The sequence below is a fragment of the Microbacterium sp. ProA8 genome, assembly GCF_039905635.1.
Taxonomy (GTDB): domain Bacteria; phylum Actinomycetota; class Actinomycetes; order Actinomycetales; family Microbacteriaceae; genus Microbacterium; species Microbacterium chionoecetis.
The window spans coordinates 4,265,081-4,280,721 of sequence record NZ_CP157000.1 but is presented as its reverse complement, the minus strand read 5'-3'; the positions used below and the strand labels follow the sequence as shown (position 1 = coordinate 4,280,721).

11 protein-coding genes are annotated in these 15,641 nt (G+C 73.2%); 8 read left to right on the top strand and 3 right to left on the bottom strand.

Going from position 1 to position 15,641, the window contains the following annotated elements:
* Positions 1–102: 102 nt before the first annotated feature.
* Positions 103–744: a hypothetical protein gene (locus ABG085_RS19125; protein ID WP_347977331.1), complete on the bottom strand. Its 642-nt coding sequence runs from the start codon at positions 742–744 to the stop codon at positions 103–105.
* Positions 745–848: 104 nt separating this feature from the next.
* On the opposite strand from ABG085_RS19125, the gene ABG085_RS19120 reads away from it, so the two are divergent.
* Genes ABG085_RS19120 through ABG085_RS19090 form a run of 7 tightly spaced genes read left to right on the top strand, consistent with a single transcriptional unit; the run spans position 849 to position 7,485 of the window.
* Complete coding sequence (locus ABG085_RS19120; RefSeq protein WP_347977330.1) at positions 849–1,925, top strand: zinc ABC transporter substrate-binding protein; 1,077 nt, start codon at positions 849–851, stop codon at positions 1,923–1,925.
* The gene (locus tag ABG085_RS19115; RefSeq protein WP_347977329.1) at positions 1,922–2,758 is read left to right on the top strand and encodes a metal ABC transporter ATP-binding protein; all 837 of its coding nucleotides are present in this window, start codon (positions 1,922–1,924) and stop codon (positions 2,756–2,758) included. The genes ABG085_RS19120 and ABG085_RS19115 overlap by 4 nt, the downstream gene beginning before the upstream one ends.
* Complete coding sequence (locus ABG085_RS19110) at positions 2,755–3,618, top strand: metal ABC transporter permease (protein WP_347977328.1); 864 nt, start codon at positions 2,755–2,757, stop codon at positions 3,616–3,618. The genes ABG085_RS19115 and ABG085_RS19110 overlap by 4 nt, the downstream gene beginning before the upstream one ends.
* A 51-nt stretch (positions 3,619–3,669) precedes the next feature.
* Positions 3,670–4,095: a transcriptional repressor gene (locus ABG085_RS19105; RefSeq protein WP_347977327.1), complete on the top strand. Its 426-nt coding sequence runs from the start codon at positions 3,670–3,672 to the stop codon at positions 4,093–4,095.
* Between the two features lie 43 nt (positions 4,096–4,138).
* Positions 4,139–5,149, top strand: a complete 1,011-nt coding sequence (locus tag ABG085_RS19100; protein WP_347979243.1) for a permease — start codon at positions 4,139–4,141, stop codon at positions 5,147–5,149.
* Positions 5,150–5,159: 10 nt separating this feature from the next.
* On the top strand, positions 5,160–6,068 hold the full coding sequence (locus tag ABG085_RS19095) for a TIGR03943 family protein (protein ID WP_347977326.1): 909 nt from the start codon (positions 5,160–5,162) through the stop codon (positions 6,066–6,068).
* Entirely contained in the window at positions 6,058–7,485 is a 1,428-nt protein-coding gene (locus tag ABG085_RS19090) for a hypothetical protein (RefSeq protein WP_347977325.1), read from the top strand. Before ABG085_RS19095 ends, ABG085_RS19090 begins: the two co-directional genes overlap by 11 nt.
* Before the next feature lie 128 nt (positions 7,486–7,613).
* Here ABG085_RS19090 and ABG085_RS19085 read toward each other — a convergent pair whose 3' ends face one another.
* Entirely contained in the window at positions 7,614–9,236 is a 1,623-nt protein-coding gene (locus ABG085_RS19085; RefSeq protein WP_347977324.1) for an MFS transporter, read from the bottom strand.
* A 73-nt stretch (positions 9,237–9,309) separates the two neighbouring features.
* On the opposite strand from ABG085_RS19085, the gene ABG085_RS19080 reads away from it, so the two are divergent.
* On the top strand, positions 9,310–9,987 hold the full coding sequence (locus ABG085_RS19080; RefSeq protein WP_347977323.1) for a DNA-3-methyladenine glycosylase: 678 nt from the start codon (positions 9,310–9,312) through the stop codon (positions 9,985–9,987).
* Here ABG085_RS19080 and ABG085_RS19075 read toward each other — a convergent pair.
* Positions 9,971–15,310, bottom strand: coding sequence for a hypothetical protein (locus ABG085_RS19075; protein WP_347977322.1), 5,340 nt, complete (start codon positions 15,308–15,310; stop codon positions 9,971–9,973). The genes ABG085_RS19080 and ABG085_RS19075 overlap by 17 nt on opposite strands.
* Between the last annotated feature and the right edge of the window lie 331 nt (positions 15,311–15,641).

Below are 15,641 nucleotides of genomic sequence, written 5' to 3'. Positions count from 1 at the left end.
GGCCACGGTAGGTCGGGTTGCGCGTGCGGCCGCCGGGGTTGACGCGGTGGATGCCGCGAGCTACCCGGCCCGCATCGCCCAGGCGCGAATCCGCGCCGTGGCTCAGTCGTCGCTGGTCGTCGCGGACTCCCGAGGGACACGGTGCGAGGCGCGCAGGAGCGAGGCGGGCGCGAGCGAGCGAGGGCGTCCGAGGATCAGCAGCAGCGTGATCGCGAACAGGCCGCCCATCGTGCCCGCCATGATGTCGGCCATGGTGTCTTCCAGACCGCCCTGTGACACGGTTCCGATGAGCTGGTCGCTCGCGAACTCGCAGATCTCCCACGCGGCGGCGAAGGCCATGGCGGTCAGCTGGATGACGGTGAGCGAGAACCACGCGGGGAGCGAGATGCTCGAGCGCTCCTCGATGCGCCGGACCCACAGCATCCCGAGCCAGGCGAGCATGACTCCCGAGTCGAAGTGGATCAGGGTGTCCCAGTCGGCGATCGCGACGTAGACGTTCAGCGCGCTGCCCGCGTACGGGCCGAGCGTGATGAAGATCAGGTAGTGCAGCTGCAGCGCGCGCGGCAGGGTCGTGCGGAAGACGAGCTCGGCGGCGGCCGGCGCCCACATGGACAGCGCGAGGAGCACCGTGAGCAGCACCTGAGTCGGCAGGCCTACGGCCGAGAGCGCGAGAGCCACGACGAGGGTGCCCGCCTGGAAGGGGAGGGCGAGCAGCAGTGAACGGCGGACGGCCTGCAGTTGCACGGCCCGACGATATCAGCGCCGTCGACGCGAGCTGCGGGGCGCGCTCCATGCGAGGCGCCGCCAGCGATTTGAGAACGATTCTCATTAGCGTTAGAGTCGCTCACATGACTTCGCTGCGACGCTTTCTGCCCGTGTTCGGCCTGGGGGCGGCATCCGCCCTCGTCCTCGCCGGATGCGCGGGCACGGCCGAGGCGGGCGACGAGGCGAGCGGAAAGCTCTCGGTCGTCGCGTCGACGAACGTCTACGGGCAGATCGCGGCCGAGGTCGGCGGCGACCTCGTGGACGTCACCTCGATCGTCAGCAACGAGTCGCAGGACCCGCACTCGTTCGAGCCCAGCGCGCGCGACCAGCTCGCGGTGTCGAAGGCCGACCTCATCATCGAGAACGGCGGCGGCTACGACGCGTTCATCGACGCGCTCATCGAGTCGAGCGGCACCGAGGCCCCGGTCGTCACCGCGGTCGAGTACTCGCACGACTGGCCCGACAACGCCGGCCACGCCGACCCGCCCGCCGAGGGGAGCGCCGAGGAGACGGACCCCACCGGGACGGAGGCGGCAGAGACGGATGCCGCCGCCGACGCGGCGGACGAGCACGCGGCCGATGAGCACGCGGCGGATGAGCATGAAGCGGACGAGCACGAGCACGACCACGTCGAGGGCTTCAACGAGCACGTCTGGTACGACCCGCACACGATCGCGCACGTCGCCTCTGCGATCGCCGATGAGCTCGGTGAGCTGAGCCCGGCCGACGCCGAGACCTTCATCGCGAACGCCGAGGCGTTCGGCGCCGAGGTCGAGACGCTCGAGGCCTCGCTCGGCGACATCGGCGCCGCGCACGGCGGCGAGAAGGTGTTCGTCACCGAGCCGGTGCCGGTGTACCTGATCGAGGCCGCAGGGCTCGAGAACGCGACCCCCGAGGCGTTCAGCGAGGCCGTCGAGGAGGGGCAGGATGTCGCGCCCGCGACGCTGCTCGAATCCCTCGCGCTCGTGCGGGGCGGTGACGTGAGCGTCGTGATCACCAACGCGCAGACCGGCGGCGCCGAGACGCAGGAGATCGTCGACGAGGCCGACGGGCTCGGCATCCCGGTGATCGCGTTTTCGGAAACGCTGCCCGAGGGGGAGACTTACATCTCGTGGATGCAGGCGAACATCGAGGCGCTGAGTACGGCGCTGCAGGCGTGACACCCGCCTCTGCGCACGCCGGTCGTCCCGTGGTGCTGAGCATCAGGAACGCTGCCCTGCAGCGCGGCGACCGCGAGCTGTGGTCGGGACTCGACCTCGACGTGCACGCCGGCGAGGTGGTCGCCGTGCTCGGGCCCAGCGGCTCGGGCAAGACCACCCTGCTGCGGGCGATCCTGGGACTCGAGCCGCTCTCGCGCGGCGAGATCACCGTCGAGGGCGCACCCGTCACGAGCCGCGGCAACCGGCGCATCGGCTACATCCCGCAGGCCCGGCCGCTGCCCCGCGACACCTCGCTGCGCGGACGCGACCTCATCGCCCTCGGGGTCGACGGCCACCGCTTCGGCCCGCCGATCCCGCGACGCGGCGATCGCGCCCGCGTCGAGACGCTCATCGACGCCGTCGGCGCGCGCGAGTTCGCCGATCGGCCGGTCGGGCTCCTCTCGGGCGGCGAGCAGCAGCGCCTGCGCGCGGGCCAGGCCCTCGCCGACGATCCGCCGCTGCTGCTGTGCGACGAGCCGCTCACGAGCCTCGACCTCGCCAACCAGCAGGCCGTCATCGGTCTCATCGACCGGCATCGCCGCGAGAAGGATGCCGCGGTGCTGCTCGTGACGCACGACATCAACCCGGTGCTCGGCAAGGTCGACCGCATCCTCTACATCGCCAACGGCCGCTTCACGCTGGGGACGCCGCAGGAGGTGCTGCGCTCCGACGTGCTCACCGCGCTCTACGGCGCGCACGTCTTCGTGCTGCGCGCCGGCGACCGGCTCGTGGTGGTCGGCGCGCCGGATGCCGAGGCATCCCATCACCACCACGACGGTGAGGCGCACGCGTGAACTGGGAAGACATCGCCGACGCGATGTTCGGCGGGCTGCCCTTCTACGGCGAGATCCTCGGACTGGTATCGAACTCGGTGTGGGCCGGCGCCGTGCTGGGGCTCGTCGGCGGGCTCGTCGGCGTGTTCGTCATGCAGCGGGACATGGCGTTCGCCGTCCACGGCATCAGCGAGCTGTCGTTCGCGGGCGCCGCCGCGGCGCTGCTCATCGGATGGGACGTCGTCACCGGGTCGATCATCGGGTCTCTGATCGCCGCGGCGATCATCGGGGTGCTCGGGGCGAAGGCCCGCGACCGCAATTCGATCATCGGCGTGCTGATGCCGTTCGGGCTGGGCCTCGGCATCCTGTTCCTCTCGCTCTACGACGGCCGCAGCGCCAACCGCTTCAGCCTGCTCACCGGACAGATCGTGTCGGTGCAGTCGGACCAGCTCGGCTGGCTGATCGGCATCGGCGCCGTCGTGCTGCTGGGCCTGCTGCTGATCTGGCGCCCCCTGCGGTTCGACTCGCTCGACGCGCAGTCGGCCGCCGCGCGCGGCGTGCCGACCACCGCCGTTTCGCTCGTGTTCATGCTGCTGCTGGGGCTCATCGTCGCCGTCGCGGTGCACATCATCGGCGCGCTGCTCGTCATGGCCCTGCTCGTGACGCCCGCCGCTGCGGCCGTGCGGATCGCGTCGGGGCCGCTCTCGGTGCCCCTCCTGTCGGCGCTGTTCGGCTTCGTGTCGGCGGTAGGCGGCATCCTGCTCGCGATCATGGGGACCCTCCCCGTGAGCCCGTACATCACGACGATCTCGTTCGCCATCTACGTCGTGTGCCGCATCGTCGGAGCCCGCCGCGACCGCGTGACGAGGGCGGCCGCGTGATCGCGGACCGCGCCCGGCCGACGTCCAGGACCCGTCGGTAGACTCGCCCGCATGGTCCAGCGCAACACGTGGCAGCGCGAGCGCGTGCGCGAAGCCCTCTCGGACGCCCGCGGATTCGTGAGCGCACAGTCGCTGCACGCCGCCCTCCGCGACGAGAACACCGGCATCGGGCTGGCGACCGTGTACCGGACGCTCGCCGGGCTCGCCGCCCAGGGCGACGCCGATTCGCTGCAGAGCCCCGAGGGCGAGGCGCTCTACCGCGCCTGCACCAGCACGGGCCACCACCACCACCTGATCTGCCGCTCCTGCGGGCTCACCGTCGAGATCGAGGCGACCGACGTCGAGCAGTGGGCGAAGCGCACGGCCGAGCGCCACGGATTCCGCGACGCCGAGCACGTCGTCGACATCTTCGGGCTCTGCGGGTCGTGTGCGGCGGCCGCCGACGACAAGCGTGACGCCGAGCGTGACGCGATCTGACCCGACGACGCGGGCGCGCTCTGCGGGGCACGATCACGCGACGATGACGGATGCCGCGCCGCGGCCGTCCGCGCAGGCGCGCACGCTGCTGTGGCTCGGCGTGGGCCTCGCCCTCGTCGCCGGACTGTTCCTCGTCGACTGGCTCGCGCCCACGCTGTTCCCGGCATCCCTGCCCACCCGTGCCCAGGACGGGCTCACGCTCGCGATCAGCGTGCTCATCGAGTCGCTGCCGTTCGTCGCCCTCGGCGTCGTGCTGTCGATCGTCGTGCAGGTGTGGGTGCCGCCGGGGGTCATCGAGCGATGGATGCCGCGCCGCGCGTGGGCGCGCCGCGCGGTGCTGTCGCTGCTCGGCATGATCGTGCCCGTCTGCGAGTGCGGCAACGTGCCGTTCGCGCGCGGCCTGCTGATGCGCGGCTTCTCGGTGCCCGAGACGCTCACGTTCCTCATCGCGGCGCCGATCGTGAACCCCATCGTGATCCTCACGACGCACCAGGCGTTCGGCTTCAGCGACGGCATCCTCGTCGCGCGCATCCTCGGCGGGTACGCGATCGCCAACCTCATCGGGTGGCTGTACTCGCGGCATCCGTCTCCCGACGCCCTGCTCACCGACCGCTTCCGCGACACGTGCGAGCTCGTCACGCACGAACCGGGAGGCAGGTGGCGCCGCACGCTCGCGCAGTTCGTGATCGAGCTGCGCGCCGTGATGCCGGCGCTCGTCATCGGCTCGGCGCTGGCCGGGGCGGTGCAGGTGCTGATCCCGCGCGAGGCGCTGCTGGCCATCGGCGCGAACCCCGCGCTGTCGATCGTCGCGATGATGGCGCTCGCGATGGTGGTGTCGATCTGCTCGAACGTCGACGCGTTCTTCGCGCTGTCGTTCGCCTCGACGTTCACGCCGGGGTCGATCGTCGCGTTCCTGCTCGTCGGCCCGCTCGTCGACGTCAAGATGCTCGCCCTCATGCGCACGACCTTCACGTGGCGGACGCTCGCCGGCATCGTCGTCGTGGTGGTGCTGTCGGCCTTCGTCATCGGGACGGCGGTGAACCTCCTTGCGTAACGCCGGATTCGTGGGCACGCGGTGGCTCGGCGTCGGGCTCGCCGCCGCGCTCGCCGTGGTCACCATCACGCTCGCCGTCACCGACCGGCTCGCGCTGTACATCAACCCGGACTCGACCTGGTTCGCCGTATCGATGGCGGTGCTGGTGCTCGTCGGCACCGTGGCGTCGTTCGCGCTGCCGCTCGGCGCCGAGGCCGACCACGGCCACGACCACGGCCACGGTTCTGCGGGGGCGCCGGGCGTTTCGTCTCGCTTCGCTCGCTCAACGACCGGGGCCGAAGGCGGGGGCGGTGGCGTTTCGTCTCGTCGCCCTCGCTCGACCACCGGGAGTCCGGTCGTTGAGCGAGCGAGGAACGAGCGAGTCGAAACGCTCGAGCCGATGCGCGACCACGACCACGACGCGCGCCACCCCGCGGCCGTGACGGCCACCGTCCTCGGCGGGGTCGCGGCTTCCGGTGTGGTCGTGCTGACGCTGGTGCTGCCGCCGGCGTCGCTGTCGGCCGAGCTCGCCATGTCGCGCGACGTCGGGGCGACGCCCCTCTTCGGCGGCGCCGACACCGTGCAGCTGGCCTCGACCGGCGACACCGCGTCGTTCGGCGTCGGCGACTGGGCGACGGTGTTCGCGACCGCGACCAACCCCGAGGCGTTCGACGGCGACGCGATCGAGCTCACCGGCTTCGTCACCCCGGCGGACGCCGCGGCCGACGGCGCCTTCGATCTCACGCGCCTGGTCATCACGCACTGCGTGATCGACGCGCAGCCCGCGAGCCTGCCCGTCGTCGGCGCCGTCGCATCGCCGGGCACCGGACAGTGGGTGACGATCACGGGCACCGTGCGCTCTTCGTCCGACGGTCGTCTCGTGGTCGACGCCGGCGCGGTCGAGGAGATCGCGGAGCCCGAGGACCCGTATGAGTACTGACGCCGGCAGCCGCCGCACGCGGTCGGGGCGCCGTCGCAGCCGTGCGTTCGTCGCCGCGTTCGGCATCGTCGTGGGGCTGCTCGCGGTGCTCGGCCTCGCCGGGGCGGCGGCGAGCGTCGCGCAGGGGCCGCGGGTCTCCGAGACGTCGGTGGATCCCGCGGCCGCGGCTGCGGCATCCGGATCCCGTCTGATCGTGACCACGACGCAGTCGCTCGCCGAGGTCGAGCCGTCGCAGGTGACGATCACCCCGGCGACGCCGTTCGTGGTCGACACGTCGGGACGCAGCGTCGGCGTGCGGTTCACGCTGCCGCTGTGGGACGACACGGAGTACACGGTCACCATCGACGACGTCGCGTCGCTCGGCGGCGGGCCGACCGCGACGTTCACCGAGACCTTCCGCACCCCGCCGGCAGACGTCTTCCTGCTGCAGCGCGACACCAACGACGGCGACCTGATCTACCGCACCGACCTCACCGGGCAGAATGCCGTGCCGGTGTTCCGCCACCCGCACATCGAGGATTTCCGCGCCACCGCCGAGCACCTGGTGGTGTCGGTGCGCACCGACGACGACCGGGCGGGGCTCATCGTCACCGACCTCGACGGCGAGAACGCGCAGGACCTGCCGCTGCCGGTGGAAGACGGCGCCGACGGGTACGTGTCCAACCTGCAGACGGCCGACCGGGGCGAGCGCATCGGCTACACGTTCTCGGACGCGGAGCTCGACGCCGATTCCGGCCGCGAGAGCCGCCTGTTCACGGCCTCGCTCGGAGACCCCGACGCCGATCCCGTGGCCATCGAGGTCGAAGGGGCCGACCCGCGCGTGGCCGAGTGGCGGTTCGTGCCCGACACCGACAGCATCCTGCTGCTGTCGTTCGACGGATCGCTGCTGCTGACCGGATCCGCTGGCGAGGGGGCGACGGCGCTGGGCGCGGCGATCGCCATCAACGGGATCGCGCGCGGGTCCAGCGAGGCCGTCGTCGACCGCATCGACCAGGCCGCGGTCATCGACCTCACCGACGCGAGCGAGCAGCCGCTGGTGACGCCCGACCCCGATCTCGGCGGCACGAGCTCGATCACCCCCCTCCCGGACGGTTCCACGATCCGCACGGCGGCGGTGCTCGACGCGGCCGGGATACCGACGGGGCGCACCTCGATCGCCCGGGTGGCGGCGGACGGTGCGGCGACCGTGCTCGCCGAGACCGCCGAGACGGATGCCGTGATCCAGGTCTGCGTCTCGCCCAGCGCGCGCTATGTCGCGGTGCTGATGGCGCCGGATGCCGTGGACAACCGCTACGACACGTACCAGCTGCCGCTGCCCCAGCGGCCGGAGACGCGCATCCTCCAGGTCGCCGACGGCGAGCCCGTGGTCGCCCTCAACGGCTCGTCGATCTCGTGGTGCCAGGTGCCCCCGCTCTGACGCCCTCGCCGCCGACCACCGCTGACGGCGTTCACTTGCGCTGAATGTACGGCGAATGTGCGTCAGCGCGTACATTCAGCGCAAGTGAACCGATTCAGCGCGCGCGGCAGCAGGGCGAACGCGGATCGTCACGGGCCGGGCGTTTCGTCCTTCCGCGCGGTCGGCACCGGGATCCTCGACGGCAGACCGGTCGACAGCAGGAGCCCGAGCACCGTCAGTGCGAACACGAAGAACAGCGATTGGCGGAGCGACTCGACCTGGGTGTCGGCGTAGAGCCGGGCGACCTCGGTGGCGGCCTCGGGGTCGGCTCCGGCATCCGTCAAGAGATCCTCGGCCTGCTGCTGGGAGATGATCGGCGCGCCCTTCGAGGCGGTGGCGACGACCTGCTCGCGCACGTCGTCGGGAAGCGTCGTGCTCTGCTGCACCGCGGCGGTGAAGCCCGAGGTCAGCAGCAGGATGAAGACGGAGCCGACGATCGCCGTGCCGAACGACGAGCCGAGATTCTGGAACGTGCCCTGCAGGCCGCCGACCTCGGACGTGTCGGACTGCTCCACCGCCGACATGTTGACGTTGCCGAGCTGCGAGGCGAGCAGCCCGAAGCCGGCGCCCACCACGAACATGCCGGTCGCGAACAGCCAGTCGGCGAGCTCCGGCTGCACCGCCACGAACACCAGCAGCACACCGACGCCGAGGGTGAGCTGTCCGATGCGGCCGAGGTTCCGGGCGGAACGGACGGTCGACAGTCGCGAGCCGAGCACCGAGAAGAGGATGAGCCCGACAGACAGCGGGAGGATCTTCAGGCCGGTCTGCAGGGCGTCGAAGCCGAGGATCGTCTGCAGGTACACCGGGATGACGAAGAAGAGCGCGGCGATCGCGAAGTACTGCGCCATGAACATCGTGAGACCGCTGCGGAGCGCCGGGATGCGCAGCAGGCTGACCTTGAGGAGCGGCACCCGGCCCGTGCGCTCGAGCTGCTGCTGGCGCTTCACGAACAGCCACAGCACGACGATCGACAGCAGGATCATGTAGGCGACGGGCGAGATGCCCAGCGGCGCGAAGGGCTCGCCGTTGATCTCGGGAGGGTCGAGTGGCACGAACCAGCCCCACGTCTTGCTCTGCAGGATGCCGTACACGAGCAGCGCGAGCCCCAGGGCCGACAGCACGACGCTCAGCAGGTCGATGCGCAGCGTGCGGTCGCCCGGAACGTCCTTGATGCGCCCCGACACGATCAGCACGAGCGTCATGACGATCGCCTCGGCGACGAAGACGTACCGCCACGACGAGTAGGTGGTGACGAGTCCGCCGATGAGGGGACCGGCCGCCGCGGCGCCGCCGGTGACGGCGCCGAGCACCGCGAACGCGACGACGCGCGCGCGGCCCTCGTAGTTGATCGCGGCGAGGGCGGCGATCGCCGGGATCACGAGCACCGCACCGAGGCCCTCGACGAGCGACCACCCGATCATCAGGACGGTGAGGTTGGGGCTCAACGCCGTCGTCAGCGAGCCGATGCCGTAGACGACGGAGCCGATCCGGAACGCGAGGCTGCGGCCCCAGCGGTCGCCGAGCTTGCCGCCGGTGAGCATGAACGCGGCCATCGTGAGTGCGTAGAAGGTGATGGCCGCCTGCATGCCCGAGATGTCCGTGCCGAGGTCGGAGGCGACGGTCGAGATCGAGACGTTCATCACCGTGCTGTCGAGCACCATGATGAACTGCGAGACGCTCAGCAGGACGAGTGCGAACCAGTTCCCCATGCGCGAACAGTAGCGCTCGCAGCAGTCCTCGCGGCGGCGCCGGCTCGCCGACGTGCCGACATAGACTCGGCGCATGGTGCGCGACCTCTGGCGAGCGGCGACCCGCGCCGACCTGGAGCATCTGCCCGCCGACGTCGCGCCGAGGCTGCTCGGGGCGCGGCTGACGACCCTGGTCGGCGGCGAGAAGGTGGCCGTGCGGCTGACCGAGGTCGAGGCGTACCACGGCCGCGGCACCGGCACGGTGCCCGATCCCGGCTCGCACGCGCGCATGGGGCCGACGCCGCGCAACGCCACGATGTGGGGCGAACCGGGGCACCTGTACGTCTACCTCAGCCACGGCATCCACTCCTGCGTCAACGTCGTGTGCGGACCGGACGGCGTCGCCGGCGGTGTGCTGCTGCGGGCGGGTGAGGTGCTGGAGGGCACGGATGCCGCGGCCCGCCGCCGACCGGCGGCCCGCACGCCGCGCGACCTCGCGCGCGGACCCGGCAGGCTGGGCGATGCGGTGGGGCTGCGGCATCCCGTGCACGACGGCATCGACGCCATCACGGGAGCCGCCCTGCACGGGGCGGTCGCCCGACTGGAGCTGCTCGCCGAGCCGCTGGCCGAGGTGGCGTCGGGCCCGCGCGTGGGCGTGGCGGGGGTGGCGGGCACTGCGGTGTTCCCGTGGCGCTACTGGATCCCGGGCGACCCGACGGTGTCGCCCTTCCGGTGGGGGCGCGGCGCACGCGAGGTCAACGCAGGGATGTGACGGCGGTGATGGCGGCGCGCAGCTGCTGCACCCGGCGTTCGTAGCGCGCCGCGATGAAGATCAGCACGGCGCCTCCGATGCCGAGCCACAGCCACCACGGCACCGCGACGTAGGACGTCGAGATCAGTGGCCACAGCTGAGCGATCCCGTGCACGAGCACCACGGCCGAGCCGAGCACGAGCGGCGCCTGCAGGGCGAAGACCGCACCGACCACCACGAGGCCCACGGCGACGACGCCGAGCGCGACGATGCGCCACAGCTCCGCCTGGCCGAAGAAGTCGTACAGCAGCGAGGGCAGCAGGAGCAGGGCGAGCCAGGGTCCGAGCGTCGGCCACGTCCGCGCCTCCGGCCGGCGCCGCAGCGTGCGAGCGCCGTAGGCGATGCCGCCGAGCGCCGCGGGCACCGTCACGAGCTCCACCGGGTCGACCCCGAAGGTGAAGAACGCCAGGGTGCCGAAGACGGCGGCGGTCAGGGCCGCGACGATGGCGGGCACCGCTCCGAGCCGGCCGCGCCACACGGCGCCGACGTACGCCGCCGCGGTCAGGATCGTCATGGTGGTCGCGGTCCGCAGCTCATCGAGGCCCGTGCCGGTGGCGGCGGCGAGGAGGGCGATCTCAGCCGCTCCGATGAGCACCACAGCGACGGCGAGCCCGGTGCCGACGGTGAGGTCCACGCGCCGCGATCTCGTGGCGCGCATGGCCGCAGTGGCGACGGCCACCGCGATCGCGGCCGCCGCGACCACCCAGAGGTCGGCTTCGAATCCCGGGTCGCCGGCGACGGCGAGGAAGCGCACCCCGCATCCCACGGCCACGACCACGAGCCCGCCGACGGCGAGCACGGCACCGAGGGCCACCCACCGTCGCAGACCCAGGGCAGCCGCGCCCGCGACAGCGGCCGCGCCGGCGATCGCGACGGTCACCGCGACGACCCCCGCGTCGTCGCCGGCGCGCAGCAGGGTCGTCGTGGCGAGCAGGGCGACTGCGGCGGCCGCGAGCCACGCCGCCACCCGCGCCTCTGCGAAGGTGACGGCGGTGGCGGTGAGACTCACCGCGACCGCGACGGCGCCGACGGCCGCGGTGGCTGCTGCCGCATCGCCGGCTGCGAACCACGGGTCGAGGAGCACGCGCACGCCCATCGCGAGCGCCGCAGAGGCGAGGATCAGCGCCGACGGCACCCGCACGCGCCACGCGTCGGGGATCGGCGTCAGCGAGATCGCGACCGCGGCGATCAGCGAGATGCCGATGAGGAGCCACACCCGGGCCGGTTCGGCCGGAACGAGAAGGCTGGGCACGGTGGCGAGCAGCAGCGCCGCCGACCACACGTGCTGCTCGCCGGCCGGCCACGTCCCCCCGGCACGGCGGCGACGCCGCACCGCGAGAACGGCTCCCAGCCCGCACGCGACGGCGACCGGCAGGGTCGCGAACTCGATCTCGCGGGTGCCCCCGGCCAGCACCGACACGCCGGCGACGGCGATGGCGCCCGTCAGCGCCGTCCATCTGGTCGCCCGGGCGAACGGTGCCCGCCCGATGGCGGCCGAGGCGAGGTGCGCCGCGAGGAGCAGGGCGAGGGCGCCGGCCACGACGGCGCCGTGACCGACGAACCCCAGCACCACGAAGGCCCCCACGCCCAGCGTCGCCGGCGGCGCCGCGACCGCATACCCGCGCGACGACAGCCGGTCCGGCCGTGCCCCCGTGAGGCCCACACCCGAGGCATACCCGACGGCGACGGGAAGCGCGAGCCATGCCGTCTGCCACGGCCAGGCGTCCGTCGACCAATCGATCGCGCGGGCGAGGGAGGCGAGGGTGAGGGCCAGCAGGGCGACCGCCGACCCGACGACAGACGGGGGACGGATGCCGCGCACCGGAGGCAGCGAGAGCAGCACGCACATCAGGGCTGCGACGATCGCGACGACGGTGCCGAAGAGCGGCCCTTCCACCGCCACCGCCACGCCGAAGACGCTCGCGGCCCCCCACGCGGCCACTGCGGGCCAGACGAGCCCGACGGTCAGCGCGGCGCCGAGGGCGATGCTCGCCTCGGCGCGACGGCGGAGCCGGACGAGCACCGCGGCGAAGCCCGCGAGCACGACCGTCACGGGGACGGCATAGGCCTCGAGTGCGAAGTCGGCGTCCGGGGTGCCGATGCCGAGCAGCGCCCACCACGCCGCGCACGCGGCGACGGCCGCCGGCCATGCGAGCAGGCGGCGCGGGGCCGCCATGACGGGCATGCCGGGGCGGCGGGTGGCGAAGCGGTCGTCGGCCGGGTCGACGGCGGGCGGCGCGGCCCAGCCGCGGGAGACGGATGCCGCGCCGCACGCGAGCGCGACCAGTGCGAGCAGTGCCCACACCAGGTCGGGAGCGATGCCCCAGACGATGCACAGTCCCGTGAGCAGCGTGCCGAGATCGGCCGCGGTGCGCGCACGCAGGGGGGTGCGCGGCGGGGCGGCGGGCGTGCCCTGGCCGGCGATGCCCAGGTCGGGGGTGCCCAGGTCGGCGGTGCCCAGGTCAGCCGTGCCCAAGTCCGTGGGGCTGGACGGGGACGCTGCCGGACGCGGGGCGTCCGGGCCGGCCGGCATGCCGTGTTTCGACCGCGTCGAGATCACTGCGATCGCGGCGGTCGCGATGGTGACGAGGACCGGCCCTGCGGCGAGCACCAGCGTCGCCCATCCCTCGTCGCTCGCGCCGGCCATGTCGAGCGCGGAATGGCCGAGCGCCGCGATCGCCGGGGCGGCGAGCAGGGCGGCGGCGGGTACGGCGTGCCCACGCAGCCGCGTGCGGCCCATGGCGATCAGCGCGAGGAGCGCGAGGAGCGCGACCCCGCGCACCAGCCCCACGAAGGGCTCGCCGATCGCGGCGACGGTCGCCGCGGTCGCGGCATCCGTGGCCACGTCGTCGGCCGCCGCGACCAGCGTCCAGACCAGCGTCAGCATCGTCAGCGCATAGCCCGAGGCGGCGAGGCCGATGCGGCTCGCCGTGTCGATGCGGAGGAAGGCGGCGCCCACGAGCGTCGCCAGTGCGACCCACTGCAGCAGGGCGAGGCTGACGGCGGGTCCCGAGCCGGTGAGGCCCGTCGCGGCGCCGAGCGCGGCCGGCGCGATGATCGCCGCCACCACCGCCACCGCCACCGGCGCCAGCGCGAGCCCGACGGCGAGCGGCCCGACGGCGCGCCGCACCGTGCGCAGCAGCACCGGGTAGCCGGCCGCCGCGGCGACGCCGATGAGCCAGAGCCAGGGGGTGGCGGTGCCGGCGGCGAAGGCGATGACCACGGCGATCGCGCCCGCGATGCTCGAGCCCTCGAGCGATCTCGCCCGCGGGAGTCGTCCCCGGCGTCCGGGGAGATCGGACCGCGCGTCATCCGCCGCAGCGGCCGGCTCGGCGCCCGCGCCGGGTGCGGCACCGCGGGTCTTCGGCGCGACGTGCGCCGACGCGCGGGCGGCGCCGACGAGAGCGGCTACCGCGATGAGGAGCGCGGTGCCGACGAGCACGGCAGGGACCGCCGTGCGCGCCGCGGCCGTCAGGAGCAGCAGGGTCACGACCACAGCCCGCAGATCGCTCAGCAGCGGCAGGCGCAGCGTGGGCGCGGCGAACAGCAGCCCGGCCATCGCCGCGGCCGCCGCCACCCCGATCATCGGCGCCTCGGGGGCCGAGGGCGGCAGGGTGAAGGCATCCGTCTGCCACAGTGTCCAGCTCGACGCGAGCGCCGACTGCGCCTGCAGGAGCCAGAGGACCAGGCTCCCCGCGACCGACAAGCCGCCGATTCCCGCGGCGGTGAGGGTCGCGGGAACGAGCGCGCTCGAGGCGCGCAGCGTGCGAGCGAAATCCAGCGCGACGGCGACCGTGACCGCCAGCACCGGGCCGACGAACACGGTGAACACGGGCTCGTCGAGGCGCAGCGCGAGGAACCAGCCCGCGAGGCCGACGGCAGCCGCGGCGACGCTCGAGGCGACGCCGGAGATCACGACGGCGCCGGGCAGGGGCTCGACGCCCGCGCGGGGCTGCGCGACCCACGCGTGCGCCGCGCCCAGCACCGCCACGAGCGCGGCGCACCACACCACCACGGGCGCCGCGTCACCCGTCGCCACGGCGGCGGTCACCGCGGCGCCGATGAGCGAGCCGACTCCCGCCAGCGCGAGGACGAGGCGCTCGGGCACACCCGCCGGGCCGCTCCTCGCCGCGGACCACGGCGCCGGCAGCGCGTGCGCGAGGCCGCCGGCGGCAGCGCCCAGGAACCCCGCCGTCACGGCCTCGGCGGTCGGCAGATCGATCAGGCCTCCGACGAGGAAGGCGACACCGGCCGGCAGAGCGAGGGAGGCGGCCAGGTCGGGGCCGCGGAGCCCCGAGATCCGCGACCACAGCCGGCACAGCACTGCGACGACGAGCGCCGAGATTCCCGCGTACACCGCAGGGTCGGTGGAACCCGCCCCGAACAGGTCGTTCGCCCGCACGGCCCACGCGTCGAGCGCGAGCAGCCCGACGCCGAGCACGCCGATCGCCTCGGCGGTCGCGCCGAGGTCGCGCCGTCGCAGCCACGAGGCCAGCACCACGGTCGCCAGGGTGATTCCGCCGATGATGAGCGCCCGCGCCTCGATCCCCATGACGAACCACGCCAGCAGCAGGAAGAACACCGCGGCGATGCCGACCAGTGAGACGCCGACGATCAGCAGCAGCACCGGCACCGTGAGGCGACGGCGGGGCGCGGACGACGTCACGGCGGAGGGGGCGACCGGATCCGCACCGCTCGGCACCGTCACCGGCGTGGCCACCGGCGTGGCCGCCGGCGCAGCGGGCCCGCCGCCGGGGATGCGGGGCTGTGCGATCGCGTCGGTGTCGGCGACCACGTCGGTGTCGGCGACCGCGTCGCCGACACTCGCGGCCGCGACGAACGTCGACGCCGTGACGGGCTGATCGACGGCCGGCGGAGCGACGATGCCGGAGCTCGCCAGGGGGCCGACGGCAACCGTGCCGACCGGGCCCACACCGGCCACGTCGGGTGCCGCCGCCACCTCGGGTGCCATGGTCGCTGAGATGACGGTGGGCGGCAGGGGCGCGGCATCCGTCACCGCCGCCTCAGCCGCTGCGAGCCGGGCGTTCGCAGTGGAGGTCAGACGGATGTCGTCGATCAGGCGCTGCCGCGCCAGCTCGGCCGACAGGATCTCGCGGCCGAGTTCGAGCACGCGCAGCGCGCGCGGGTCGGTCAGCTCGAATCCGCACGCGCCGCAGACGGGCGCCGAGATCACGGCGAAGCACGACGGGCAGCGATGCGCGTCGGCGAGGTCGAAGGGAGACGCCGGCCACAGCCGGGCCTCGTCGTGCGAATCGATGTCCATCGCCTCTCCCCCGATTTGACGAACATGTTCCACCGCGACCGCCCGCCGCCGCGAGAAGTTGTAGAGAACCGCAGTGGTCGGCACCGTGCGGACGGCCGCCGTTGGCCGTCCTGTCATGAAGGATTCCCGCGCCGGAATATGGGGGGAGCATTGTGCCGGCGGTGTCCGTTGGACACATTGTGGGCCGTTCCGCCCGGAGTCAAGGCCGACACGCCGTCCGTGCTAGACTGACTCTTCGTCTGCGCGCACTCCAGCACGCAGTTCGCATCCCTCCCAGATCAGGGCCTTCACCGGCCGGATCGAACGCGGGATGCAGACAAGGGATCTTGGG

Bases quoted from the DNA above. Each gene is read 5' to 3' on its own strand.
- ABG085_RS19120 (WP_347977330.1), top strand. From the start codon at position 849: ATGACTTCGCTGCGACGCTTTCTGCCCGTGTTCGGCCTGGGGGCGGCA.
- ABG085_RS19105 (WP_347977327.1), top strand. From the start codon at position 3,670: ATGGTCCAGCGCAACACGTGGCAGCGCGAGCGCGTGCGCGAAGCCCTC.
- ABG085_RS19100 (WP_347979243.1), top strand. From the start codon at position 4,139: ATGACGGATGCCGCGCCGCGGCCGTCCGCGCAGGCGCGCACGCTGCTG.
- ABG085_RS19090 (WP_347977325.1), top strand. From the start codon at position 6,058: ATGAGTACTGACGCCGGCAGCCGCCGCACGCGGTCGGGGCGCCGTCGC.
- ABG085_RS19085 (WP_347977324.1), bottom strand. From the start codon at position 9,236: ATGGGGAACTGGTTCGCACTCGTCCTGCTGAGCGTCTCGCAGTTCATC.
- ABG085_RS19080 (WP_347977323.1), top strand. From the start codon at position 9,310: ATGGTGCGCGACCTCTGGCGAGCGGCGACCCGCGCCGACCTGGAGCAT.
- ABG085_RS19075 (WP_347977322.1), bottom strand. From the start codon at position 15,310: ATGGACATCGATTCGCACGACGAGGCCCGGCTGTGGCCGGCGTCTCCC.